23 protein-coding genes are annotated in these 22,998 nt (G+C 68.5%); 13 read left to right on the plus strand and 10 right to left on the minus strand.

The features are described 5' to 3' along the window. Positions 1-126: 126 nt before the first annotated feature. Positions 127-588 (minus strand): Lrp/AsnC family transcriptional regulator, encoded by a 462-nt coding sequence (locus CVV76_RS12005; RefSeq protein ID WP_102224883.1) that lies wholly within the window; start codon positions 586-588, stop codon positions 127-129. Between the two features lie 138 nt (positions 589-726). Between CVV76_RS12005 and cobA the strand changes: the two genes are divergently transcribed. From cobA to CVV76_RS12035, 6 genes are all read left to right on the plus strand, one after another. Continuing rightward, a complete protein-coding gene (cobA, locus tag CVV76_RS12010; RefSeq protein WP_102224884.1) occupies positions 727-1,518 on the plus strand; it encodes a uroporphyrinogen-III C-methyltransferase in 792 nt (263 codons plus the stop codon). Next, positions 1,515-1,823 carry a DUF2849 domain-containing protein gene (locus CVV76_RS12015; protein WP_102224885.1) on the plus strand — a complete coding sequence of 103 codons (309 nt, stop codon included), beginning with the start codon at positions 1,515-1,517 and terminating at the stop codon, positions 1,821-1,823. Before cobA ends, CVV76_RS12015 begins: the two co-directional genes overlap by 4 nt. Beyond that, positions 1,816-3,465: a nitrite/sulfite reductase gene (locus CVV76_RS12020; protein WP_102224886.1), complete on the plus strand. Its 1,650-nt coding sequence runs from the start codon at positions 1,816-1,818 to the stop codon at positions 3,463-3,465. Before CVV76_RS12015 ends, CVV76_RS12020 begins: the two co-directional genes overlap by 8 nt. Further along, positions 3,455-4,192, plus strand: coding sequence for a phosphoadenylyl-sulfate reductase (locus tag CVV76_RS12025; RefSeq protein WP_102224887.1), 738 nt, complete (start codon positions 3,455-3,457; stop codon positions 4,190-4,192). The genes CVV76_RS12020 and CVV76_RS12025 overlap by 11 nt, the downstream gene beginning before the upstream one ends. Positions 4,193-4,204: 12 nt before the next feature. Then, on the plus strand, positions 4,205-4,579 hold the full coding sequence (locus tag CVV76_RS12030) for a DUF934 domain-containing protein (protein WP_102224888.1): 375 nt from the start codon (positions 4,205-4,207) through the stop codon (positions 4,577-4,579). Positions 4,580-4,643: 64 nt separating this feature from the next. Then, entirely contained in the window at positions 4,644-5,486 is an 843-nt protein-coding gene (locus tag CVV76_RS12035) for a ferredoxin--NADP reductase (protein ID WP_199178585.1), read from the plus strand. Positions 5,487-5,683: 197 nt separating this feature from the next. Here CVV76_RS12035 and CVV76_RS12040 read toward each other — a convergent pair whose 3' ends face one another. Continuing rightward, positions 5,684-8,083 carry a transketolase gene (locus CVV76_RS12040; protein ID WP_102224890.1) on the minus strand — a complete coding sequence of 800 codons (2,400 nt, stop codon included), beginning with the start codon at positions 8,081-8,083 and terminating at the stop codon, positions 5,684-5,686. A gap of 223 nt (positions 8,084-8,306) precedes the next feature. Between CVV76_RS12040 and CVV76_RS12045 the strand changes: the two genes are divergently transcribed. Beyond that, the gene (locus CVV76_RS12045) at positions 8,307-8,810 is read left to right on the plus strand and encodes an Lrp/AsnC family transcriptional regulator (RefSeq protein WP_102224891.1); all 504 of its coding nucleotides are present in this window, start codon (positions 8,307-8,309) and stop codon (positions 8,808-8,810) included. Positions 8,811-8,868: 58 nt separating this feature from the next. Here CVV76_RS12045 and CVV76_RS12050 read toward each other — a convergent pair whose 3' ends face one another. The 4 genes from CVV76_RS12050 to CVV76_RS12065 all read right to left on the minus strand — a co-directional run bounded on the left by CVV76_RS12050 (position 8,869) and on the right by CVV76_RS12065 (position 12,521). Continuing rightward, positions 8,869-9,504 (minus strand): nucleoside/nucleotide kinase family protein, encoded by a 636-nt coding sequence (locus CVV76_RS12050; protein ID WP_233192826.1) that lies wholly within the window; start codon positions 9,502-9,504, stop codon positions 8,869-8,871. A 1-nt stretch (position 9,505) separates the two neighbouring features. Beyond that, entirely contained in the window at positions 9,506-10,327 is an 822-nt protein-coding gene (locus tag CVV76_RS12055; RefSeq protein WP_102224892.1) for an ATP-binding cassette domain-containing protein, read from the minus strand. Further along, positions 10,324-11,394 (minus strand): ABC transporter permease, encoded by a 1,071-nt coding sequence (locus tag CVV76_RS12060; protein WP_102224893.1) that lies wholly within the window; start codon positions 11,392-11,394, stop codon positions 10,324-10,326. Before CVV76_RS12060 ends, CVV76_RS12055 begins: the two co-directional genes overlap by 4 nt. A gap of 95 nt (positions 11,395-11,489) precedes the next feature. Further along, positions 11,490-12,521: a sugar ABC transporter substrate-binding protein gene (locus CVV76_RS12065; RefSeq protein WP_102224894.1), complete on the minus strand. Its 1,032-nt coding sequence runs from the start codon at positions 12,519-12,521 to the stop codon at positions 11,490-11,492. A 315-nt stretch (positions 12,522-12,836) separates the two neighbouring features. Here CVV76_RS12065 and CVV76_RS12070 point away from each other — a divergent pair, with 315 nt between their 5' ends. After that, on the plus strand, positions 12,837-14,042 hold the full coding sequence (locus tag CVV76_RS12070; protein WP_158243145.1) for an ROK family transcriptional regulator: 1,206 nt from the start codon (positions 12,837-12,839) through the stop codon (positions 14,040-14,042). Between the two features lie 17 nt (positions 14,043-14,059). Here the strand turns inward: CVV76_RS12070 and CVV76_RS12075 are convergent, their stop codons facing one another. Beyond that, on the minus strand, positions 14,060-14,980 hold the full coding sequence (locus CVV76_RS12075; RefSeq protein ID WP_102224896.1) for a LysR family transcriptional regulator: 921 nt from the start codon (positions 14,978-14,980) through the stop codon (positions 14,060-14,062). Positions 14,981-15,238: 258 nt separating this feature from the next. On the opposite strand from CVV76_RS12075, the gene CVV76_RS12080 reads away from it, so the two are divergent. From CVV76_RS12080 to CVV76_RS12100, 5 genes are all read left to right on the plus strand, one after another. Further along, the gene (locus tag CVV76_RS12080; RefSeq protein WP_102224897.1) at positions 15,239-16,591 is read left to right on the plus strand and encodes a Rieske 2Fe-2S domain-containing protein; all 1,353 of its coding nucleotides are present in this window, start codon (positions 15,239-15,241) and stop codon (positions 16,589-16,591) included. Then, positions 16,588-17,088, plus strand: coding sequence for a benzoate 1,2-dioxygenase small subunit (benB, locus tag CVV76_RS12085; RefSeq protein WP_102224898.1), 501 nt, complete (start codon positions 16,588-16,590; stop codon positions 17,086-17,088). Before CVV76_RS12080 ends, benB begins: the two co-directional genes overlap by 4 nt. 12 nt (positions 17,089-17,100) lie before the next feature. Continuing rightward, on the plus strand, positions 17,101-18,159 hold the full coding sequence (gene benC / locus CVV76_RS12090; protein ID WP_102224899.1) for a benzoate 1,2-dioxygenase electron transfer component BenC: 1,059 nt from the start codon (positions 17,101-17,103) through the stop codon (positions 18,157-18,159). After that, on the plus strand, positions 18,156-18,944 hold the full coding sequence (benD, locus tag CVV76_RS12095; RefSeq protein ID WP_102224900.1) for a benzoate diol dehydrogenase BenD: 789 nt from the start codon (positions 18,156-18,158) through the stop codon (positions 18,942-18,944). Before benC ends, benD begins: the two co-directional genes overlap by 4 nt. Before the next feature lie 150 nt (positions 18,945-19,094). Next, positions 19,095-19,451 carry a YigZ family protein gene (locus tag CVV76_RS12100; RefSeq protein ID WP_102224901.1) on the plus strand — a complete coding sequence of 119 codons (357 nt, stop codon included), beginning with the start codon at positions 19,095-19,097 and terminating at the stop codon, positions 19,449-19,451. 20 nt (positions 19,452-19,471) lie between these two features. On the opposite strand, the gene CVV76_RS12105 is transcribed toward CVV76_RS12100, so the two are convergent. From CVV76_RS12105 to CVV76_RS12115, 3 genes are read right to left on the minus strand one after another with little or no spacing between them, the layout of a single operon-like run. Then, the gene (locus tag CVV76_RS12105) at positions 19,472-20,407 is read right to left on the minus strand and encodes a DUF6963 family protein (RefSeq protein WP_102224902.1); all 936 of its coding nucleotides are present in this window, start codon (positions 20,405-20,407) and stop codon (positions 19,472-19,474) included. Further along, entirely contained in the window at positions 20,404-22,089 is a 1,686-nt protein-coding gene (locus tag CVV76_RS12110; protein WP_102224903.1) for an ABC transporter ATP-binding protein, read from the minus strand. Before CVV76_RS12110 ends, CVV76_RS12105 begins: the two co-directional genes overlap by 4 nt. Beyond that, a complete protein-coding gene (locus CVV76_RS12115; RefSeq protein ID WP_102224904.1) occupies positions 22,086-22,997 on the minus strand; it encodes an ABC transporter permease in 912 nt (303 codons plus the stop codon). Before CVV76_RS12115 ends, CVV76_RS12110 begins: the two co-directional genes overlap by 4 nt. Position 22,998 lies beyond the last annotated feature (1 nt).

Raw genomic sequence — 22,998 nt, forward strand, 5'->3', positions numbered from 1 at the left:
GTTCGCCCTCTGGTGATAGCTGCGCGGGCGAGGCGCGTCGAGGCTCATCCTTGGCTACGGGGGCGGGCGGTTCCGGTCGGCCAGGGGCAGACAGGGGCAGACAGGGGCAGACAGGGGCGGTGCCGGTCAGACGGGCAGCGCGGTCGTCGCCTTGATCTGTTCCATTGACAGGAGCGCGGTCACGTTGTGAATCTTCACCTCGGCGATCAGGGCCTGGTAGAAGGTGTCGTAGGCCCGGGCGTTGGGCACGCAGACCTTGAGGATATAGTCGATATCGCCCGCCAGACGGTGCGCCTCGAGCACCTCGGGCCGTTCGCGCAGCGCCTTGAGGAAGGCCTGCTGCCAGTCCTTCTCATGCTCCGACGTGCGGATCAGGACGAAGAAGCAGGCGTCGATCCCCAAGGCCTCCGGGTCGAGGATCACGGTCTGGCGGCGGATCACCCCGGCCTCGCGCAATTTGCGAATCCGGTTCCAGACGGGCGTCTTGGAAGAGCCCACCTTGCCCGCGATATCATCGAGCGACTGGCTGGCATCTTCCTGAAGCTCCGCAAGGATCTTCCGATCCAGCGCGTCCAGACGAACCGACATTCCTGACCTCCGGCGTTTCCGCGAACCTTGTCCTGCTGCACCGCAGTATCGGGACGATGTTCCTTATTGGCAAGGGCGACTGGCGAAATACAGGGACGATATCCTAGATTGAAAGGCAAGAAAGCACCGGAGGCCGCCATGTTCCGCACCCCTGAAGATACCGCCGCGACGGACCTGCCGCAGCGCGGCACCCTGCCCGGAACCGTGGCGCTGGTGGGGGCCGGTCCCGGCGATGCCGAACTGCTGACGCTGAAGGCCGCCCGCGCGCTGGCCGCGGCCGAAGTGGTGATCCACGACCGGCTCGTGTCCGACGAGGTGCTGGCGCTGGCGGGCCCCGCAGCCCGGCTGATCGCCGTCGGCAAGGAGGGGTTCGGCCCATCGGTCCCGCAGGAAACGACCAACGCGTTGATGGTGACAGAGGCGCTCAAGGGCCTGCGCGTCGTGCGCCTCAAGGGTGGCGACCCGGCGGTCTTTGCCCGGCTCGACGAAGAGATCGCGGCGCTCGACGCGGCCGGGATCGCCTGGCAGGTGGTGCCCGGCATCACCGCCGCATCGGCCGCCGCCGCAAGCCTTGGCCAGGGCCTCACGGCGCGGGGGCGCAACAAGGGCGTTCGGCTGATCACCGGCCACGACGTCAAGGGCTTCGCCGACCAGGACTGGCGCGCACTGGCCGCGCCCGGTGCGGTTGCCGCGATCTACATGGGCAAGCGCGCCGCGCGCTTCATCCAGGGCCGGCTGATGATGCACGGCGCGGCCGCTGCCACCCCTGTCACCCTGGTCGAAAACGCCTCGCGCCGCGATGAGCGCGTGATCGCCGCGACCCTTGCCACCCTGCCGGACGAGGCCTCGGGCCTTGCCGGTCCTGCCATCCTTCTTCTCGGCCTCGCCCCGCGCGCGGCCCTTGCCACCGCACGGGAGGCCTCCGCATGAGCCGCATCTTCACCCCCAAGGTCGTCACCGCGAACGCGCTTCTGGAAGGCGACGTCGTCTATCTCGCCGAGGATGGCGCCTGGGTGCGCCGCCTCGACGAGGCCGAGCTGATCGAGGACGAGGCGATCGCGCAGCTGCGCCTGATCGACGCCCAGTCGCAGCCCGACCGCGTCGTCGGCCCGTACCTGGCCGAGGCACGCGCAAGCCAGCAGGGCCCGGTGCCCGGCCACTTCCGCGAGGGGTTCCGCGCCGCCGGGCCCTCGAACCGCAACCACGGCAAGCAGGCGGACCTGACCGATGTATGACCAGACCGAATTCGACCGCGATTTCCTCAAGACCCGGGCCGCGCAGTTCCGTCAGCAGGTTGCGCGCCGCATCGACGGCAGCCTGACCGAAGAGGAATTTCGCCCGCTGCGCCTGATGAACGGCCTCTACCTGCAGCTGCATGCCTACATGCTGCGGGTGGCGATCCCCTACGGCACGCTGAATTCCGACCAGCTGCGCACGCTCGCGATGATCGCCGAGCGGTGGGACAAGGGCTATGGCCACATGACCACGCGTCAGAACATCCAGTACAACTGGCCCAAGCTGGCCGATGTGCCCGATATCCTCGATGCGCTGGCCGAGGTGGGGATGCATGCGGTGCAGACCTCGGGCAACACGATCCGAAACGTCACCGCCGACCCCTATGCCGGCGCCGCGGCGGACGAGATCGCCGATCCCCGCCCGGTGGCGGAACTGGTGCGGCAATGGTCGACCGACCATCCGGAATTCCAGTTTCTGCCGCGCAAGTTCAAGATCGCGGTGACCGGCGCCGAGGCCGACCGCGCCATCCTCAAGGTGCACGACATCGGCCTGCAACTGGTGGAACGCGACGGTGTGATCGGTGCCCGCGTGCTGGTGGGGGGTGGCCTGGGCCGCACGCCCCTGCTGGGCGAGGAGCTGCGCGATTACGTGTCGATGGACGAGCTGCTGCCCTATATCGAGGCGGTTCTAGCGGCCTATAACATCGCCGGGCGCCGGGACAACAAGTACAAGGCCCGCATCAAGATCACGCTGCGCGAAGAGGGCATGGAGGCTCTCAAGGAGCAGGTCGAGGCCCGGTTCGCCGAGCGTCGCGGCATCTACCCGAACGCCGTGGCAGAGCTGGAGCGGATCGAGAAGGGCTTTGCCAAGCCTGTCTACAAGGACGCGCCCACCGTCGCGCATTTCAATGCGCTGACCGACCGTGGCTATGCCGAGTGGGCCGAGACCAACCTCGTCTCCCACGCCAACCCGGATTACGCGATCGTGCGTGTCTCGCTCAAGGGGCGGGGCGCCACGCCGGGCGACATCACAGCCGACCAGATGCGCGCGCTCGCCGATCTGGCCGACGAGATCGGGCACGGCGAGATCCGCGTGGGCCAGGATCAGAACCTGATCCTTCCGCATGTCCATCGCGGTGACCTGCCGGCGCTGCGCGCGGCCCTGGAAGGCATCGCGCTGGCCGAGGCCAACACGGGCCTCGTGACCGACATCACCGCCTGCCCGGGCATGGATTACTGCACGCTGGCGACCGCCCGGTCGATCCCGGTGGCGCAGGGTCTGGCCGACCGGCTGCGCCCGATCGAGCGTGAGCTGGGGCAGGTGACGATCAAGATCTCGGGTTGCATCAACGCCTGCGGCCACCACCACCTGGGCCATATCGGCATTCTCGGGCTGGATCGCGCGGGGGTCGAGACCTACCAGATCACCCTTGGCGGCGATCCGAGCGCGGATACCGCGCTGGGGGAACGTACCGGCCCGGGCTTTGCCTATGACGAGGTCGTCCCGGCGATCGAGCGGATCCTGCGCGCCTATCTCGCGCTGCGCAAGGCGCCGTCCGAGACCTTCCTGCAGGCGGTTCGTCGCCTCGGGACGGGGCCGTTCAAGGAAGCCCTCTACGAGGAGCAGAAAGATGCCGCGTGACCTGACCGAAGACGACCTCGAGACCCGTGCCGCCCGACTGAACGCCTGGGCCGAGGGGCGCAGCGCGCAGGAGATCCTGGCGAAGGCGCTGGAACAGGAAGACATCGGCCCGGTCGCGATGGTGTCCAGCTTCGGCGCGGATTCGGTCGTGCTGCTGCACCTTGCCGCGCAGATCGACCCGTCGCTTCCGGTGCTGTTCCTCGACACCCAGATGCTGTTCCCCGAAACGCTGACCTACCAGCGCGAGGTGGCGCAGACGCTGGGCCTGACCGGCGTGCAGGTGATCCGGCCCGATCCGAAGGCGGTGCTGGAGCGCGACCCCGACAACATCCTGCATCTGGCCGAGCCCGACGCCTGCTGCCAGCTGCGCAAGACCGAGCCGCTGGACCGTGCGCTTGCCCCCTATGGCGCCTGGATCACCGGGCGCAAGCGGTTCCAGACCGGTGCCCGCGCCGCGTTGCAACCGTTCGAGGTGGAGGAAGGCCGGCTGAAGGTGAACCCGCTGGCGAACTGGTCGGCGGAAGACCTGCGCGACCACATGGACGCCCATGACCTGCCGCGCCATCCGCTGGTCGCCAAGGGCTATGCCTCGATCGGCTGCGCGCCGTGCACCACGCCCGTCAAGGCGGGCGAAGACCCGCGCGCCGGGCGCTGGCGCGGCCGCGACAAGGACGAATGCGGCATCCACTTCGTCAATGGCCGCGTCGTGCGCGGCAACGCCGCCTGAAGGAGACCTGCGATGACCATCCTCGTCACCGACCGGGGCTTTGGCCCGGTTCCCGCCCCCGCGGGCGAAACGCTCGACCTCGCCTCTGACGCCGATCTTTCGGCGCTGGAGGCGGATCTCTCGGCGCTCTCGCTGATCCGGGTCGACTTTCCCTCGGCCGCCGATGGGCGCGGCTTCACCCTTGGCCGCCGGCTGCGCGACATGGGCTATGCCGGTACGCTGCACGCCAAGGGCGCTATGATCTCGGACCAATACGCCATGGCGCGCCGGTCGGGCTTCGACGCGGTCGAGATCCCCGAGGAAACCGCGGCCCGCCAGCCCGAGGATCAGTGGCAGTTCCGCGCCGACTGGCAGCAGAACGATTACCGCAGCCGCTTCGCCGGTTGATCCATATCATTTGCGTGCAAACGAGATTTGCGCCATAGCTTGACCTTGAAAAGATCGGGACGAGATGACTATTCAAAGCCCCATGACCAATACCGCCCAAAGCCCCGACCAGACGCCTGCCGCCAAGGTGTTGCCCGACGCCCAGACCGTGACCGAGGTCCGTCACTGGACCGACCGGCTGTTCTCGTTCCGGGTGACGCGCCCGCAGAGCCTGCGCTTCCGCTCGGGCGAGTTCGTGATGATCGGCCTGCTGGGCGACAACGGCAAGCCGCTCCTGCGTGCCTACTCGATCGCCTCGCCCTCGTGGGACGAGGCGCTGGAGTTCTACTCGATCAAGGTGCCGGACGGGCCGCTGACCTCGAAGCTGCAGCACATCAAGGAGGGCGACCAGATCATCCTGCGGCCCAAGCCCGTGGGCACGCTGGTGGTCGACGCGCTACTGCCCGGCAAGCGGCTGTGGTTCCTTGCCACCGGTACCGGCATCGCGCCCTTCGCCTCGCTGATGCGCGACCCGGAGGTCTACGAGAAGTACGAGCAGGTGATCATGATGCACACCTGCCGCACCGCGGATGAGCTGGCCTATGGGCAACAGCTGGTCGAGGCGCTGCGCGAGGACCCGCTGATCGGCGAGCTGGTGGAGGGCAAGCTGCTCTACTACCCCACGACCACGCGGGAAGAGAGCCCGCGCATGGGCCGGATCACCGACAACCTCGCCTCCGGCAAGGTGTTCGAGGATCTGGGCCTGCCGAAGATGAACGCCGAGGAAGACCGCGCCATGGTCTGCGGCTCGCTCGATTTCAACGTCGACGTGAAGGCGGTGCTGGAAAGCTATGGCCTGAACGAAGGCGCGAATTCCGATCCGAAGGAATACGTGGTCGAGAAGGCCTTCGTCGGCGACGGGATCTGACCGCCCCGGCCCGTGAGGCCCGCATGAGACCGGTGGTGGCCCGTTTGAGGGCGCCTGCTCGGGGCCGGGTCTTTCGGACATTCTGACAAGGTAGAACGGCAGGGGACGCAGCCCCCTGCCGTTTGCTTTGTAAGCCCTGGGGTCAGGCCCGCGCGATCCATCGCGCGGGGTGGGCCTTGGGGTCTTTTCGACGGGTCTTATCCGGCGACGGGCAGGCCGGGGCGGCGGCCCATTGTCAGCCCGCCGACCTTCTCGACGATCGCCTCGGCGTCGATGCCGTGGTGGCGGTAAAGGTCGCCGATGGTGCCCGTCTGGCCGAAATGCTCCACCCCCAGCGGCAGGGTGACGTGGCCGGCGACCGCCCCGAGCCAGCTGAGCGTCGCGGGGTGGCCGTCGATCACCGTGACGATGCGGCAATGCGGGGGCAGGTCGGACATCAGCCGTTCGACATGCGAGACGGCGCGCGGATTGCCCCGGGCGCGGGCACGCTGCGCCGCCATCCATCCCGCGTTCAGACGGTCGGCCGAGGTCACGGCCAGCACACCGATATCGCGCCGCGCCCCGGCAAGCTGACCGGCCGCGCAGATCGCCTCGGGCGCGACAACGCCCTGGTAGGCAATCACCACCTCGGCGTTCGGCCCCGGCTTGCGCAGCCAGTAGGCGCCGTCGACCGCGCCCTGCCGGAAGGCATCGTCATGGCGCTTGCCCGGCTGCTCGATCGGATTGGTGGAGAGCCGCAGATAGACCGACCCGCCCGTCTCGTCGCGCAGCCAGGTGCGTTCGTCCGGATCGCCCTCGGCATCCCGCTGGAGGTAGTCGAAGGCCCATTCCATGATCACCGCCAGCTCGTCGGCGAAGGCCGGTTCGAACGCCGCCAGACCGTCCTGGCTCATCCCGATCAGGGGCGAGCCGATCGACTGGTGTGCCCCGCCCTCGGGGGCCAGCGTGACGCCCGAGGGGGTGCCGACCAGCAGGAAGCGGGCATCTTGGTAGCAAGCGTAGTTCAGCGCATCGAGGCCGCGGGCGACGAAGGGATCGTAAAGCGTGCCGACCGGGATCAGCCGCTTGCCGAAAAGGCTGTGCGACAGCCCCGCCGCGCCGAGCGCCAGCATCAGGTTCATCTCGGCGATGCCGAGTTCGAGGTGCTGGCCCTCGGGGTCGAAGGTCCATTTCGCGGTCGAGGGGATGCGGTGTTCGATGAAGGCGTCGGCCTGCGCCTTGCGCGCGAACAGACGGCGGCGGTTGACCCAGGGCCCGAGGCTGGTGGTGCCGGTCACGTCGGGCGACATCGTCAGGATCCGCGCCGCAAGGTCGCTGTCGCCCTTGGCCAGATCGTCGAGGATCTTGCCGAAGGCCGCCTGGGTCGAGGTTTCGCGGTCGCTGCCCCGGTCCGCGCCAGCGGTGATCGCCGGAACGGGCAGCCGCGCGTCGCCATGGCGTCGCCGCCCCTTTGCGAAGAAGGGCACGCGCGTCAGCCAGTCCTTCAGCGCGGCGGGGTTCTCCACCGTCGCGAAGGCCTCCCATTCCGCGCCGTCCGGCACGCCCATGTGGGCCTGCCAATCGGCCATCTGGGCCTTTGTCATCAACCCGCCGTGGTTGTCCTTGTGGCCCGCGATCGGCGTGCCCCACCCCTTGATCGTGTAGGCGAGGAAGCAGGTCGGGCGGTCGTGGTCGATGCCCGCGAAGACCTCGGCCAGGGTTTCCACGCAATTGCCGCCGAGGTTCTCCATCAGCGCGGCAAGCGCCGCGTCCGACCGCCGGTCGATCAGCGCCGAAACCTCGCCCTGGTCGCCCAGATCCTCCATCAGCCGGCGGCGCCAGACCGCACCGCCCTGGTAGGTCAGCGCGGAATATTCCTGGTTCGGGCAGGCGTCGATCCAGTCGCGCAGGCGGTCGCCGCCCGGCTCGGCGAAGGCCGCGCGCTGGAGGGCGCCGTACTTGACCTTCACCACCTCCCAGCCGAAGGCGTCGAAGATCTTCTCGATCCGCGCGAACAGCCCCTCGCGCACGATCCCGTCCAGCGACTGGCGGTTGTAGTCGATCACCCACCAGCAATTGCGCAGGTCGTTCTTCCAGCCTTCCTGGAGGCATTCGTAGACATTGCCCTCGTCAAGCTCGGCATCGCCCACCAGCGCGACCATCCGGCCCGTGGGCAGGCCCGCGCCCCAGCTCTTGGCTGCGACGTAATCCTGCACGATCGAGGCGAAGGCGGTGATCGCGACGCCAAGGCCGACCGAGCCGGTGGAGAAATCGACGTCGTCCACGTCCTTGGTGCGGCTGGGGTAGGATTGTACGCCGCCGTAGCCGCGGAAATTCTCCATCCGCTCGCGGTCGAGATTGCCCATCAGGTAGTGCATCGCGTGGAACACCGGCGAGGCATGCGGCTTCACCGCCACCCGGTCCTCGGGGCGCAGCGCCGAGAAGTAGAGCGCGGTCATGATCGACACCATCGAGGCCGACGAGGCCTGGTGCCCGCCCACCTTGATCCCGTCCGCCTTGGGCCGGATGTGGTTGGCATGGTGGATCATCCAGTGCGACAGCCACAGCAGGCGCTGTTCGACAATCTTCAGGGGGTCGCGTTCCGGTGTCTGCGCCATGATGGATCCTCTCGCCTTGCGTCCTGCCGCCCCGTGCGGATTTCGTGCGGGCCGCCGCGGGCTGACGCGGGCCGCCGGGGGCATGCGGACGGGGCGCCGGAGGGGCGCCGCCACCCGCCGGGGCAAGTTAGACCTTTAGGCGCGGAAAATCTGACCTGACGGTTGCCGACGATGCGGAGTTATGGGCAAATTCTTTCCGAAAGACGAGAAAGGCAGGTGAAACATGCCGCAACAGGAGCGGGGATTCGATGCTGCGACCCTGCGCATCCTGGATGCGCTGCAGGAGAACGCGGCGCTGAGCAATGCCGAGCTGGCGGAGCGGGTGAACCTTTCCGCTTCCCCCTGCTGGCGCCGCGTGGCGGAACTGCGCGAGAGCGGGGTGATCCGCGGCTCGGTCGCGCTGGCCGACCCGATCAGCCTGGGCCTGTCGGTCAACGTCTTCGTGCAGGTGACGCTGGTGCAGCAGGACAAGGCCTCGCTCAAGGTCTTCACCGACGCGATCGAGGCGCGCGAGGAGGTGATGGAGTGTTACCTGATGACCGGCGAGGCGGATTTCATGCTGCGGATCGTGGTCGAGGATCTCCAGCGTTACCAGGAACTGGTGCTGGAGTTCCTGACGCAGATCCCGGGGGTCGCCAACATCCGGTCCAGCTTTGCGCTGGACCAGGTGAAGTACACGACGGCGCTTCCGACCTCGCACCTCGGCAAGGCCGGTCGGCGCCGCTGATGCCGGCTGCGGCGGGAAGCATTGCCCCGGAGCGTCGGGGTCGGCGGAAAGCGCGGCGTCATCCGAGGACGAGATCCGCGGCCACGCTGCGGTCAAGGACGGTCCGGGCGTTGACCATGTCGTTGCCATCGACGCGCGCGGCGATCTCCGCGGCGTCCAGCCCCAGCCCCTGCCACCGCGCGACAAGGCGGCTACGGATCTCGGGGAGGGGGGGCGCCAGGATCACCGTCGCGTCGAAGAAGGGCGCGAGCGCGGACCACGGCGCCTCGGCCAGCAGCAGGTAATTGCCCTCGACCACGACGGTCGCGGTCTCGGCGGGCAGATGTCCCGCGCCCGGCACCACGCGGTCGGCGGCACGGTCGAATTCCGGAAAGCGCGTCTCGGTTCCCGGCCTGCGCAGCCGTGCCAGGAGGTCGGCAAGACCGCTCGCGTCGAAGGTCTGCGGTGCGCCCTTCACGGCCCGCAGTCCGCGCGCGTCGAGAACCTCGTTGTCGAGGTGGAACCCGTCCATCGGCACAAGCGCGGCCTGCGGGGCGCCCCCGGCGGGGTTCAGCGCCCCGACCACCCTTGCAGCCAGCGTCGACTTGCCCGACCCGGGCGGTCCCGCGACGGCGATCACCACCCGGCCCGTCTTCGGCACGGTGCGCCCGATCAGGGCGAGCACCGCCTGCACATGCGTCTCGATCTGTGCCATCTCAGGCCGGCTCCGCGACCTCGGCGGGGGCTTCGTCGGGAACCTTGGCGCCGGTCATGTAGGCCACCGCGTCCGACATGGAATGCTGCCGCGGGTCGATCACGCAGAGCCGCCGCCCGAGGCGGTGCACATGGACGCGGTCGGCGACCTCGAACACGTGGGGCATGTTGTGCGAGATCAGGATGATCGGGATGCCGCGGTCGCGCACCTCCTGGATCAGTTCCAGCACCTTGCGGCTTTCCTTGACCCCCAGCGCGGCGGTCGGTTCGTCCATGATCACCACCTTCGACCCGAAGGCCGCCGCGCGGGCCACGGCGACGCCCTGCCGCTGGCCGCCAGAGAGCGTTTCGACCGGCTGGTTGATGTTCTGGATCGTCATGATCCCCAGCTCGGTCAGCTTCTCGCGCGCGATCTGCGCCATCCGCGCGTGGTCGAGCTTGCGCAGCCAGGTGCCCGCGAAGCCGGGTTTGCGCAGCTCCCGCCCCATGAACATGTTGTCCGCGATCGACAGCGCGGGCGACATCGCCAGCGTCTGGTAGACCGTCTCGATCCCGTGCTTGCGCGCATCGAGGGGCGAGGAGAACTGCACCTTCCGGCCATCGAGGTGGATCTCGCCCTCGTCGGGGCTGACGGCCCCCGACAGCGCCTTGATCAGCGTCGACTTGCCCGCGCCGTTGTCGCCGATCACCGCGAGGATCTCGCCGGGGTAGAGCTCGAAGTCGCAGTGGTCGATGGCGGTGACGCGCCCGAAGCGTTTCACCAGGTTGCGGGCCCAGAGGATGGGCGCGTCGCGGTTGGGGTCGGGTTTCTGTTGGGTGCTCATGCTGCCACCTTCCGGATCCATTGGTCGACCGCCACGGCAAGGATGATCAGCATGCCGATCAGCAGGTAGGTCCATTGCGGGTCGGTCCCGTACATGTTCAGCCCCAGGGTGAAGACGCCGACGATCAGCGCGCCGAACATCATCCCCAGGATAGAACCGCGCCCGCCGAAGAGCGAGATCCCCCCGATCACCGTCGCGGTGATCGAGTTGATGTTCTCGAACTGGCCCGAGTTGGGCGAGATCGCCCCTATCCGGCCGATCAGCACCCATCCGCCGATCGCGCAGATCAGCCCGGACAGGGTGTAGACCGAAACCAGCACGCGCTTGACCTTGACGCCGGCCAGCTCTGCCGCCGCCGGGTCGTCGCCCACGGCATAGACGTGGCGACCCCAGGCGGTGTGGCGCAGCACGTAGGCGAGCACCAGCACCAGCACCACCATCATGATCGCGCCGTAGCTGAGCACGGCGCCGCCGATCTGCATGGTCCCGCCGAAGACCTGAAGCGTCGGGGCCGAGGTCGTGATCTGGTCCGATCCGATCGTTTCGTTCCCGGAATAGAGGTAGTTCGCGGCCAGCACGATCTGCCACATCCCCAGCGTCACGATGAAGGGCGGCAGCTTGACCCGCGCCACGAGGTTGCCGTTGATGAAGCCGATCAGCGCGCCGAACCCCAGGCCCGCCAGCACCGAAAGCGGCGCCGGAATGCCGTAGGTGAAGGTGAACTGGCCCATGATCACGGTCGAGATCACCATGATCGCGCCGACCGAAAGCTCGATCCCCGCGGTGAGGATGACCAGCGACTGGGCCGCGCCCACGATGCCGGTGACGGCGACCTGCTTGAGGATCAGCGTCAGCGCGAAGGCCGAGAAGAAATTGGCGCCGACAAGCAGGCCGAAGCCCGCGACCGATACCAGAAGCACGAACAGCGGCACCAGCGACGGGGTCGTGTGCAAGAGGTGCTGCACGCGCTGGATCGGGCTGCGCCGTTCCTCGAATTCGGCCTGCGAGGACGGCGCGCCGGTCAGGTCGCGCTCGTATTCCTCGGCGGTGGTGTGCCGCGTGGTCATGGTCTCTCCTTCCTGGCCGGACCGCGATGGAATGGGCGGGGCAGGGGCCCCGCCCGGTCGTCATGTGCGGCGCCCGCCGGGCGCCGCCGCGGAACCTAGCCCCAGCACATCGCCTCGCCCTTCTTGACGGGGATCGAGTCGACGCCCTTCTGCGGATCCGCGGTGACCAGGTTCACCCCGGTGTCGAAGAAGTCCTTCCCCTCGGTGGCCTTGGGCTTCTCGCCGGTCTTGGCGTATTCGACGATCGCCTTGATCCCGAGCGCGGCCATGCGCAGCGGATATTGCTGCGCGGTCGCGCTGATCACGCCCTTGCCCACGTTCTTCACCCCCTGGCAGGAGCCGTCGATCGCGACGATGGTCACGCCCTTGGTCTTGCCGAAGGATTTCAGCGTCTGGTAGGCACCGGCCGCCGCCGGTTCGTTGATCGCGTAGACGAGGTTGATGTTGGGATTCTTGGCCAGCAGGTTCTCCATCGCCTTCTGGCCGCCCTGGATCGAGCCGCCGGTGACGTCGTGCCCGACGATGCGCGGGTCGTCCTCATCCCCCCATTTGTCGGGGTTCTTGATGTCGATGCCGAAGCCCTTCATGAAGCCCTGGTCGCGCTTGACCCCCACGGTCGGCTGCGACACGGCAAGGTCGAGGAAGGCGATCTTGGCATCCTTGGCCTTGTCGCCCAGCTTGGCCTTCGCCCATTGGCCGTCAAGCTCTCCCGCGTGGAAATTGTCGGTCGCAAAGGTCATGTCGGCGGCGCTTGCGGGGTCTAGCTGGGTGTCCAGCGCGATCACCAGAAGGCCTGCCTTGCGCGCCTTCTCGACCGTCGGCACGATCGCCTTGGTCGACGAGGCGGTGATCAGGATGCCCTTGGCGCCATCGGCCATGCAGGCCTCGATCGCCGACACCTGGCTTTCGTTGTCGCCGTCGTACTTGCCCGCATAGGTCTTGAGCGAGACGCCCAGCTTCTTGGCCTCGGCCTTGGCGCCTTCCTTCATCTTCACGAAGTAGGGGTTGGAATCGGTCTTGGTGATCAGGCAGGCCTTCACGCCCTCTGCCATGGCCGGCCCCGACGCCGCCATCGCCAGCAGTCCCACCGCCACGAACCCGGCGCCGCCGGTCTTGAATTTCCTCATGTTCTCCTCCCGTTAACACTCGTCCCGGAGCGCGCGGCGGATAAGTCCCTGCAAAGTGGTTTCAGGTCCGCCGCATCTTCTTTCGCCCGCCGGAACCGGCTGACACGCTGCGGAGACCTCTCCTCAGATCCCGCACAGCATGGTTGATTCAGTAGATCCGCAACTCGCAGCCTGTCAATATAAACTCGCAAATGAATTATTAAGTTGACGTGCGCAGGTGCCGTCCGACACGTTTCGGCTTGTTCGGCCGCGCCGGCGCGGCCTAGGATGCGCCCAGGATACCCCCGGGGCAGAAAAGGCATCGGACCCGACAGGATGAACGTCGACGACAAGGAGAAACTTCTGTTGGCGACCCCGCTCAAGGGGTCGAACCAGATCGCGGTGCGCAGCTACAACGAACGGCTGGTGCTGCATCTCCTGCGTCAGTACGGCACGATGACCAAGGCCGAGGCGACGCGCGCGACGGGGCTGTCGGCCAATGCCGTCTCGGTCATCTTCAACGCGCTGGAGGCCGACAACCTGCTACTGCGCGACGCGCCGCGGCGGGGTCGGGTGGGCCAGCCCTCGGTGCCGATGCGGCTCAACCCCGATGCCAACCGCTACCTCGGGCTGAAGATCGGGCGGCGCAGCTTCGACCTGGTCGCGGTCGATTTCTGCGGCGGGGTGCTGGCCCGGCGCATCCAGCGCCACGACTACCCCACACCCGCCCGCGCGATCGACTTTCTCAACGCGAATCTGCGGCCCCTGCTGCGCTCGGCCAAGCTGCGCCGGGACGAGGTTTCGGGCTTCGGCGTCGCGATGCCCTCGGAGCTCTGGCACTGGACCGAAGATTTCGGTGCTCCGCGCGAGGAGATGGACGCCTGGCGCGAGTTCGACCCGGTGACGGGCTTCGCCGATCTCGTGCCGGGGCCGATCTCGGTCGAGAACGACGGCGCCGCGGCCTGTCGGGCCGAGCTGGTATTCGGTCCGCCGACGCACAAGGAAGACGTGATCTACTTCTTCCTCGGCGCCTTCATCGGGGGCGGGATCGTGCTGAACGGCAGCGTCTTCACCGGACGGCGGGGCACGGCGGGGGGCTTCGGGCCGCTGCGGATCCCGGACGAGCCGGGCGGCGACCGCCTGATCGACCATGCCTCGCTCGTGGTGCTCGAGCATCTTCTTGCGGATGCGGGGGCCGACCCCGAGACGCTCTATTCCGACGAAAGCGGCTGGCGGTCGCATCCGCAGCTGATCACCGCCTGGATGACCCGCGCGGCGCGGAGCCTCGCGCATGCCATCGTCTCGACCCAGGCGGTGATCGAGTTCGAGGCCGTGGTGATCGACGGGGCCATCCCGGCCGACATGCGTGCGCGCCTGATCGAGGAGGTCCGCGCGCATCTCTACCGGCTCGACCTGCGCGGGATCCAGCCGCCCGAGATTTCCGCCGGCCGTTTCGGCAGCATCGCCCGCGCGCTCGGCGCCGCCGCGTTCCACATCTCGGTGGATTACATGGTCGACCAGAACACCGTCCTGCGGAAATAGCGCGCGGCGGGCGGGGGCTAGTCGGTCAGAAGCCCCTCCGGCACCTCGTAGCCCCAGCTGGCGTACATCCGGCAGATCACCTCCATCATGGCCCTGATCGGCCGCGAGACATCGCCTTCGCGAAAGCTCATGAAGATCGGCGAGGTCGGGCGTTCCTCGATCGGGCGGAACCGCAGGTCCTCGGCCCAGGAGCGTTTCACCGAAGCGGGCACGATCGCCACGCCTTCCTCTGCCGCCACCAGCCCCAGCGCGATGTGCAGCTCGCGCACCTCCTGCACGATGGCAGGGGCGAGGCCGTAGTCGTGAAAGGCCGCCAGCACCTGGTCGGCATAGGATGGCCGCGGATGGCTGGGGTAGAGGATCTGCGGTTCCTGCACGATCCGCGCAAGCGGCAGCGGCGCGTCGCCACCGGCAAGGGGATGGGTCGCGGGCATCGCCACGACCATCTCCTCGTTGCGCAGAAGGACGCGGCGGACCGCGGGATCCTCGAACCGCTGCGTGCCGAACCCCGCGTCGATCCTCCCCTCCTTGAGCGCGGCGATCTGTTCGAGGCTGCTCATCTCAACCAGATTGATCTCGAAGTCGCGCGCCACCTTGCGGAACTCGCGGATCAGGGCGGGAAACCGGCCGTACATGGTCGAGGCGACGAAGCCGAAGATCACGCTCAGTTTCTCCGTCGCCCGTGAACGCTCGATCATCTGACGCGTGGCCTCGGCATGGGCGAGGATCTGCTCGGCCTGCTTGAGGAACAGCCGGCCCGGCGCCGTCAGCCGCAGGGGGCGCACCGACCGGTCGATCAGCGCGCAGCCCATCTCGGCCTCGAGCAGCTGGATCTGCCGGCTGAGCGGGGGCTGTGCCATGTGCAGCCGCTCCGCCGCGCGCGAGAAATTGCGGTCGTGCGCGACGGCCACGAAGTACCGTAGCTGACGCATCTCCATACTATACCCTCCCGGTATGGATGCAGATTCCGATAGTCTTGGCAATTTACGGCCCTGACCGGCAGCATATCCAGCGCTGAGTGATGCGCGCGGCGGGAGGAGCCGCCTTCAGGGAGGTATCGCCCGATACTTTTGAGGTCTCATGAGCCGGCATTCCGGCTCATCGCCCCGCGGTCGCGGGCCGACCTTCTGCACCCTGTTGCCGCACGCATCGCCAAGGACCCGGCCGATCCGGCCCGCAATCGAGGAGGAAACGCAATGACCACAGACCTCAAGGACCGCATCGCCCGCGCGGTCGAACAGGACCCGCAGACCGGGATCCACCGCTGCCGCCGCGACATCTTCACCGACCCCGAGATCTTCGAGGCCGAGATGACGCATATCTTCGAAGGCGGCTGGGTCTATCTCGCCCATGAAAGCCAGATCCCCGAGGCGAACGACTATTTCACCACCTGGATCGGCCGCCAGCCGGTCGTGATCACCCGCGACCGCGAAGGCGCCCTGCATGCCGTCATCAACGCCTGCGCCCATCGCGGCGCGATGCTGTGCCGGCGCAAGCACGGCAACAAGTCGAGCTTCACCTGCCAGTTCCACGGCTGGACCTTCTCGAACACCGGCAAGCTTCTGAAGGTGAAGGACGGCAAGACCGGCGGCTATCCCGAGGCGTTCAACACCGAAGGGTCGCACAATCTCCGGCGGGTGCCGCGGTTCGAAAGCTATCGCGGCTTTCTCTTCGGCTCGATGAACGCCGACGTGCCCGCGCTTGAGGACCACCTGGGCGAGACACGGGTGATCATCGACCAGATCGTCGATCAGGCGCCCGAGGGGCTCGAGGTGCTGCGCGGCAATTCCAGCTACACGTTCGACGGCAACTGGAAGCTGCAGATGGAGAACGGGGCTGACGGCTATCACGTCAGCTCCGTCCATTGGAACTATTCGGCCACGATGGGCCACCGCAACTACGAGGCCGAGGGCACCCGCGCGGTTGACGCGAACGGCTGGTCGAAATCCGTGGGCGGCGTCTACGGGTTCGCGCGCGGGCACATCCTGCTTTGGACCCGAACCCTGAACCCCGAGGTGCGCCCGGTCTGGAACCACCGCGAGGAGCTGGAGGCGCGCGTCGGCAAGGAACGCGCGGGCTTCATCACCGGCCAGACCCGCAATCTGGGGCTTTATCCGAACGTCTACCTGATGGACCAGTTCTCCACCCAGATCCGGGTGGTGCGCCCGATCAGCGTGGATAAGACCGAGATCACGATCTACTGCTTCGCCCCCAAGGGCGAACCCGCGGCCGAACGCGCCCTGCGCCTGCGGCAATATGAGGATTTCTTCAACGTCTCGGGCATGGGTACGCCCGACGACCTTGAGGAATTCCGCGCCTGCCAGACCGCCTATGCGGCGGCCGACGGCGTGTGGAACGACCTCAGCCGCGGCGCCACGCGCTGGATCGAGGGCGCGGACGAGAACGCCAGGGCCATGGGGCTTGCGCCGATCATCTCGGGCGAGCGGTCCGAGGACGAAGGGCTTTTCGTGCGGCAGCACGAATACTGGGCCAAGGCGTTGGGGGAGGCCCTCGCGCCGGTTTCCGCGAAAGAGGAGGAACCGGCATGAACGCGCCCTTCCGCCCCGACCAGGACCAGATCGCCGCGTTCCTCTATGCCGAGGCGCGCCTGCTGGACGACCGCGAGTGGGACGCGTGGCTGGAGTGCTATGCCCCCGAGGCGACCTTCTGGATGCCCGCCTGGGACGACGACGATGGCCTGACGGAGGATCCGCAGGCGCAGGTGTCGCTGATCTACTACCCCAACCGCGACGGGCTGGAAGACCGCGTTTTCCGGATCAAGACGGAACGTTCCGGCGCCACCATGCCCGAGCCCCGCACCTGCCACATGATCTCCAACATCGAGATTCTGGCGCGGCGCGACGATGCCGTCGACCTGCGGTTCAACTGGCACACGCTGAGCCACCGTTACCAGAAGACGACGGGCTTTTTCGGCACGTCGTTCTACACGATCGACCTTTCGGGGCCGGCGCCGAAGATCACGGCCAAGAAGGTGATCCTGAAGGATGACTACATCCATCAGGTGATCGACATCTATCACGTCTGAGGGGGGAAAAAGATGAGCTATCGCATTGCTTTGACCTTCGAGGACGGGGTGACGAAGGTGATTTCGTGCAACCCGTCCGAAACCGTCATGAACGCGGCCTACCGGCAGAAGGTGAATCTGCCCGTCGATTGTTCCGACGGGGTGTGCGGCACCTGCAAATGCCGTTGCGAACAGGGGGTCTACGACCTCGGCGACGAGTATCTCGACGAGGCGCTGACGGAGGACGAGGCCGCCGGCGGCCTCGTCCTCACCTGCCAGATGGTGCCGGAGGGCGACTGCATCGTCGCGGTTCCGGTGCCGTCTTCGGCCTGCAAGCTGGGCCCGGCGGAGTTCGAGGGCCGGATCACCACGCTGCGGCAGGTGTCCGACAGCACGATCCTGCTGGGGCTGACGCTGCCCGATCCCGCCGCGCTCGACTTCCTGCCGGGGCAGTACGTGAACCTCGGGCTGCCCGGCGGGGTGGTGACGCGATCCTATTCCTTCAGCTCCGCGCCGGGCGCGGCGGAGGCGACCTTCCTGATCCGCAACGTGCCGGGCGGTGCGATGAGCCGCTACCTGCGCGAGACCGCGAAACCGGGAGAGACGCTGCGCTTCACCGGTCCCTTCGGCTCGTTCTTCCTGCGCGAACGGGCACGGCCGATCGTCATGCTGGCGGGCGGCACCGGCCTCGCACCCATCCTGTCGATGCTGGAGACGATGGCGGAGGACGGAGCGGCGCAGGACGGGGCCAGGAAGGACGGGACGGACCATGTTCCGATCCACCTCCTCTACGGCGTCACTACCGATGCGGACCTTGTCGAGACCGCGCGGATCGAGGCGCTGGCCGACCGGCTGCCGGGGTTCAGCTGGGCCACCTGCGTGGCGGACGAGGCATCTTCCCACCCGCTGAAGGGGTACGTCACCAACCACCTGGACGACGCGATGCTCCATGGTGGCGCGGTCGACATCTACCTGTGCGGCCCGCCCGCCATGGTCGAGGCGGTGCGGAGTTTCCTGCGCGACAAGGGGGTGGATCCCGCGAATTTCCACTACGAGAAATTCACCCCGAGCGCAGTGGAGGAGGCCGCATGATCTTTCCCGAAAGGTTCAGGGGCAAGGTGATGGTGGTCACCGGGGCGGCGCAGGGCATCGGTTTCGGCGTCGCGGCGCGGGCCTGCGCGGAGGGGGCCGACGTGCTTCTGGCCGACCGGGCCGAGTTCACCCCCGACGTCGCCGCCGAGATCGCGGCCAACGGGCCCGGGCGGGCAGTGGCGGCGGTCGCCGACCTTGAGACCCACGCAGGGGCGGCGACGGCCCTGCGCGCGGCGCAGGAGGCCTTCGGCGGTGTCGACATCCTGGTCACCTGCGTCGGCGGCGCGATCCGGATGCGGCCCTATGCCGAGTTCACGCCCCCCCAGATCGAGGCCGAGATCCGCCGGTCGCTGATGCCCACGCTCTGGGCCTGCCACGCCGCCCTTCCGCATCTGCGCAGCCGTGGCGGGGGCACCATCGTCAATGTCTCGTCCAACGCCACGCGCGGGATCCACCGGGTGCCCTATTCCGCCGCGAAAGGGGGCGTGAACGCCCTGACCGCCGCATTGGCGATGGAGGTGGCGGGCGAGAACATCCGCGTCGTCGCGGCCGCCCCCGGCGGGACCGAGGCGCCGCCCCGGCGCGTGCCTCGCAATCCCGACGGCGACAGCGCGCAGGAACGGGCGTGGATGGCGGAGGCGGTGGCGCAGGTGACGGGCTCGACCATGATGGGGCGCTATGGCAGCCTTCGGGAACAGGTCGGACCGATCCTGTTCCTCGCCTCGGAGGATGCGTCCTACATCACGGCAAGCACGCTCGTGGTGGCCGGGGGCGATACCGGCTGATCCGGCGCCCCGCCTCGCCCGGCCCGCCTCGCCCGGCCCGCCTCGCCTGGCCCGGCGTGACGGCGCGCAACCGGCCCGGATCGGGTGCTGGGGCGTGCCGGGTGGCTAGGGTACCTTGCCGCCCGCGGCCCCCGGTACTAAGCCTGCGCCATGCGCATTCTCGAGAACGTCATCAGCGACCGCGGATCGAAATATGCCGTCTCGGGCGGCCCCTGCGGTTCCGACGCCGAGGCGCGGGCCTTCATCAAGACGCTCTGCCGCAAGAAGAAGTTCGCCAAGGCGACGCACAACAGCTGGGCGCTTCTGACGGAAGACGCCCCGCTGAAGAACGACGACGGAGAGGGTGGCGCGGGCCTCGTGATCCTGCGGATGCTGGAGCGTGAGGGGCTTCACGGCCACATCGTCGTGGTCACGCGCTGGTTCGGCGGCAAGCACCTTGGCGGCGACCGGTTCCGGCATGTGCAGGACGCGGTGCGGATCTACCTCGAGGATCTGCGCGCCTCCTGACCGGACGGGCGCCGGGGCGATCAGAGCCACCGCACCGGCACCACAAGGTCCCGCCCGCCGTCGATCGAGGCGACGCGCCCGTCGCGCACCACGAGGTAGGGCTCATACAGCATCACCCCTGCCGCGCGCCCGCCGCGCAGGACCGGCGGGTTGTGCCCCAGCCCGAGGCTCCATTCGCCAGTGGCGAACTTGGGGTCCTGCACGAGGATCTCGGACACCGTCCCGGCTGCGTCGCAGAGCAGCGCGTTCTGCGGGCCGACGCGGACCGAAACGCCTGCCGCAAGCGCCAGCACACCGTCCGCCCGGTCCGGCGGCCACATCGTGTCGAGGCAGATCCCGGCGACAAGCTGGGCCAGCGGTCGGTCGGGCAGGATGGAGTTGTGAAGCACGCAGGCGCCCCCTGCGCCCGGCCCGGCGCGCAGCAGCGCCTGCCCGCAATCCCCCCGCCGCCCGACCAGCGCTGTATCGGCAAGGAACATCTCGCCGCTGGCCGACAGCGCGATCAGCCCGGCGTCGACCTCGGGGTTGGCCGCGACCACCCGGGTCACCGCCGCCTCGGGCGAAAGGCCGGTCTCCATCAGCGCAAGTACGTCGTCGTTCAGCGCCCGCCCGCCCGTGCCGGGGGTGTTCGGCATCCGGTGCCCCGTCACCAGCCCGACGCCCTGCTTCGCGGGGGTGAAGCGGCTCAGCGGCTCGGGCCGATTCGGACCGCTCGACATCAGGCCGGCGATCCGTGCGCCGGCCATCTCGGGCGGCAGGTCTGCGAGGTCGGCACCGAACAGCGCGCCAATCCCGCCGGCCTGGATCTCGGCGCGCAGGGGGGCGCCGCTGCCGGTCAGGGCGACGAAGCTCACGAAGCCGCCGATCGCGCCGCGTCCGATACATTCGACCGCGGCGAGGGCGCGGCAGACGGCGCGCCCGGCACCGGGTCCCGCGGCGGCGATGCCGATCGTCATGCCGCCACCCAATGATCCTGGCCCACCTGGCGGAGCGGCCCGTCGGGGTATTCCCCCGGCGGTGCGGCGCGGGTCAGGCGGTCGCGCTGTGCGGGGTCGGGGATCGGGGCGGCTGCGATCAGCGCGCGGGTGTAGGCATGGCGCGGATCGCCGAGAACCTCGGCCGTCGGGCCGATTTCCAGCAGCCGCCCCGCACGCATCACCGCGACCCGACGCGCCATCTTCCGAACCACCGACAGGTCGTGCGAGATGAACAGGAAGGCCAGCTCCCGCTCCACGCTGAGGCGACCGAGCAGGTCGAGGACCTGCGCCTGAACCGAGACGTCGAGTGCCGATGTCGGCTCGTCCGCGATGATCAGGCGGGGCTTTGCCGCCAGCGCCCGGGCGATCGCGATGCGCTGCCGCTGCCCGCCCGAGAATTCATGCGGGAAACGGTCGGCCATCTCGGGGTCGAGCCCGACCTGCGCCAGCAATTCCCCCGTCCGCGCCCGCGCCAGCCGGCCGCGCAACCCTGCGTGGATCGCCAGCGGTTCGGCGATGGTGCGGCCGATGCGCAGCCGCGGATCGAGCGAGGAATAGGGATCCTGAAAGATCATCTGCACACCGGCGCGAACCTCGCGCAGGCGGCTTCCCCGGAGGCGGGTGATGTCGCGCCCCTCCAGCGTCACCGTCCCGCCATCCACCTCGGTCAGCCTTGCCGCCGCGCGCCCGAGGGTCGACTTGCCAGAGCCGCTCTCGCCCACGAGGCCGAGGATCTCGCCCGGCGCGATCTGCAACGACACCGCGGCCAGCGCAGGCCGGGCGCCGCCGAAGCTCTTGGTGATGGTGTCGAGCCGAAGCACCGGCGGCGCGGTCTTGCGCGCGGGGCCGGGCGCCGGGGTGTCGCCGTCTATCCGGGGCACGGCGGCCAGCAGGTCGCGAGTGTAAGGCTGGGTCGGCCGGGCGAAGAGGCTGGCGGTATCCGCCGCCTCGACGATCCGGCCGTGGCGCATCACCATCACCCTGTCGGCCATCTCGGCGACGACGCCCATGTCGTGGGTGATCAGGATCATGCTGGTCCCGGTCTCGCGCACGAGATCGCGCATCAGCCCGAGGATCTGCGCCTGCACCGTCACGTCGAGCGCGGTCGTCGGCTCGTCCGCGATCAGCAAGGACGGGCGCATCATCATGGCCATCGCGATCATGACCCGCTGCCGCATCCCGCCCGAGAATTCGTGCGGAAACTGGCGCGGCCTGCGGGCGGGTTCGGGGATGCCCACGCGTTCCAGCATCTCGACGGCAAGGCGGGCGGCGTCGCGGCGGGACGCGCGGCCATGCGCCACCGGCGCCTCGGTCATCTGCCTGCCGATCGACAGCACCGGGTTGAGCGAGGTCATCGGCTCCTGGAAGATCATGCCGATCCGGCTGCCGCGGATGGCGCGCAGCCGCTCGGGCGGCAGGTGCAGAAGGTCCTCGCCCTCGAACAGGGCGCGGCCGGCGTCGATGCGGGCGCTGGCACGCGGCAGAAGGCCCATCAGCGACATCGCCGTCACCGACTTGCCGGAGCCGGATTCACCCACGATCGCGAAGATCTCGCCGGGGTTCACCGCGAAATCCAGCCCGTGCAGGATCGGGGTCTCTGCGCCCCCTGTGCGAAAGCCCACGCGCAGGTCGCGCACCTCGAGCAACGGTTTGGCGGTCATCCCTGCCTCCGCGGATCCATGGCCGAGCGGATCGCGTCGCCCAGCAGGTTGAAGCCAAGCACGGTCACCGCGATCGAAAGGCCGGGAACGACCATCAGCCAGGGCGCGCGATTGAGGTAATGCGCCGCCCCCGAGAGCATCAGCCCCCATTCGGGATCGGGTGGCTGCGCGCCGAGGCCAAGGAACGACAGCCCCGCCGCGGCAAGGATGGCCGAGGACACGCCCAGCGTCGCAACCACCACCATGGTGGGGAACACGTTCGGCAGAAGGTGCACGAACACCAGCCGCGCATGCCCCGCCCCGGCGGCCACCGAGGCCTCGAAATAGGGTTTGGAGACCTCGACCAGCGCGGCGGAATGGCAGGTCCGGGCGTAGAAGGGGATGCCGGCTATGCCGACCGCGATCATCGCGTTCTGCAGGCTCGGGCCCAGCACGGCCACGCAGGCCAGCGCGATCAGCGTCTCGGTGAAGGAGAACAGCACGTCGCTCGATCGCATCAGCACCGTCTCGACCCAGCCGCGGCGATAGGCGGCGGTCAGCCCGACGGCGAGGCCCGCGATGAGCGAGATCCCCACCGCGATCGCCCCGATCGTCAGGGTCAGCCGGCTGCCGAAGACGATGCGCGAGAACAGGTCGCGGCCGAACTCGTCCGTGCCGAGGGGATGCGCCGCCTGCGGCAGCCCGAAGCGGCCCCCGACCGCCATCTTGGCGGGGGGATAGGGCGCGATCCAGCCGGCCAGCGCCGCGCTCAGGATCAGCACGAAGACGATGGCGCCGCCGATCGCGCCGTTGACGGTGCCCAGGACGCGCAGCCAGAACGGGCGGCGCGCGATCCGACGGACCGGGGCGGAGGTATTGGCGGCGGAGTTTGCGGCAGTGTCCGGGGTGGGTGAGGCGTTGGACGGCATC

The sequence above is a fragment of the Acidimangrovimonas sediminis genome (assembly GCF_002871005.1).
Taxonomy (GTDB): domain Bacteria; phylum Pseudomonadota; class Alphaproteobacteria; order Rhodobacterales; family Rhodobacteraceae; genus Acidimangrovimonas; species Acidimangrovimonas sediminis.

Bases quoted from the DNA above. Each gene is read 5' to 3' on its own strand.
- CVV76_RS12030 (WP_102224888.1), top strand. From the start codon at position 4,205: ATGACCATCCTCGTCACCGACCGGGGCTTTGGCCCGGTTCCCGCCCCC.
- CVV76_RS12075 (WP_102224896.1), bottom strand. From the start codon at position 14,980: ATGGAGATGCGTCAGCTACGGTACTTCGTGGCCGTCGCGCACGACCGC.
- CVV76_RS12115 (WP_102224904.1), bottom strand. From the start codon at position 22,997: ATGCCGTCCAACGCCTCACCCACCCCGGACACTGCCGCAAACTCCGCC.
- CVV76_RS12005 (WP_102224883.1), bottom strand. From the start codon at position 588: ATGTCGGTTCGTCTGGACGCGCTGGATCGGAAGATCCTTGCGGAGCTT.
- CVV76_RS12040 (WP_102224890.1), bottom strand. From the start codon at position 8,083: ATGGCGCAGACACCGGAACGCGACCCCCTGAAGATTGTCGAACAGCGC.
- benB (WP_102224898.1), top strand. From the start codon at position 16,588: ATGAACGCGCCCTTCCGCCCCGACCAGGACCAGATCGCCGCGTTCCTC.
- CVV76_RS12080 (WP_102224897.1), top strand. From the start codon at position 15,239: ATGACCACAGACCTCAAGGACCGCATCGCCCGCGCGGTCGAACAGGAC.
- CVV76_RS12045 (WP_102224891.1), top strand. From the start codon at position 8,307: ATGCCGCAACAGGAGCGGGGATTCGATGCTGCGACCCTGCGCATCCTG.
- CVV76_RS12020 (WP_102224886.1), top strand. From the start codon at position 1,816: ATGTATGACCAGACCGAATTCGACCGCGATTTCCTCAAGACCCGGGCC.
- CVV76_RS12035 (WP_199178585.1), top strand. From the start codon at position 4,644: ATGACTATTCAAAGCCCCATGACCAATACCGCCCAAAGCCCCGACCAG.
- CVV76_RS12110 (WP_102224903.1), bottom strand. From the start codon at position 22,089: ATGACCGCCAAACCGTTGCTCGAGGTGCGCGACCTGCGCGTGGGCTTT.
- CVV76_RS12050 (WP_233192826.1), bottom strand. From the start codon at position 9,504: ATGGCACAGATCGAGACGCATGTGCAGGCGGTGCTCGCCCTGATCGGG.
- CVV76_RS12055 (WP_102224892.1), bottom strand. From the start codon at position 10,327: ATGAGCACCCAACAGAAACCCGACCCCAACCGCGACGCGCCCATCCTC.
- CVV76_RS12105 (WP_102224902.1), bottom strand. From the start codon at position 20,407: ATGACGATCGGCATCGCCGCCGCGGGACCCGGTGCCGGGCGCGCCGTC.
- benC (WP_102224899.1), top strand. From the start codon at position 17,101: ATGAGCTATCGCATTGCTTTGACCTTCGAGGACGGGGTGACGAAGGTG.
- CVV76_RS12070 (WP_158243145.1), top strand. From the start codon at position 12,837: ATGAACGTCGACGACAAGGAGAAACTTCTGTTGGCGACCCCGCTCAAG.
- cobA (WP_102224884.1), top strand. From the start codon at position 727: ATGTTCCGCACCCCTGAAGATACCGCCGCGACGGACCTGCCGCAGCGC.
- CVV76_RS12025 (WP_102224887.1), top strand. From the start codon at position 3,455: ATGCCGCGTGACCTGACCGAAGACGACCTCGAGACCCGTGCCGCCCGA.
- CVV76_RS12065 (WP_102224894.1), bottom strand. From the start codon at position 12,521: ATGAGGAAATTCAAGACCGGCGGCGCCGGGTTCGTGGCGGTGGGACTG.
- CVV76_RS12015 (WP_102224885.1), top strand. From the start codon at position 1,515: ATGAGCCGCATCTTCACCCCCAAGGTCGTCACCGCGAACGCGCTTCTG.
- CVV76_RS12100 (WP_102224901.1), top strand. From the start codon at position 19,095: ATGCGCATTCTCGAGAACGTCATCAGCGACCGCGGATCGAAATATGCC.
- CVV76_RS12060 (WP_102224893.1), bottom strand. From the start codon at position 11,394: ATGACCACGCGGCACACCACCGCCGAGGAATACGAGCGCGACCTGACC.
- benD (WP_102224900.1), top strand. From the start codon at position 18,156: ATGATCTTTCCCGAAAGGTTCAGGGGCAAGGTGATGGTGGTCACCGGG.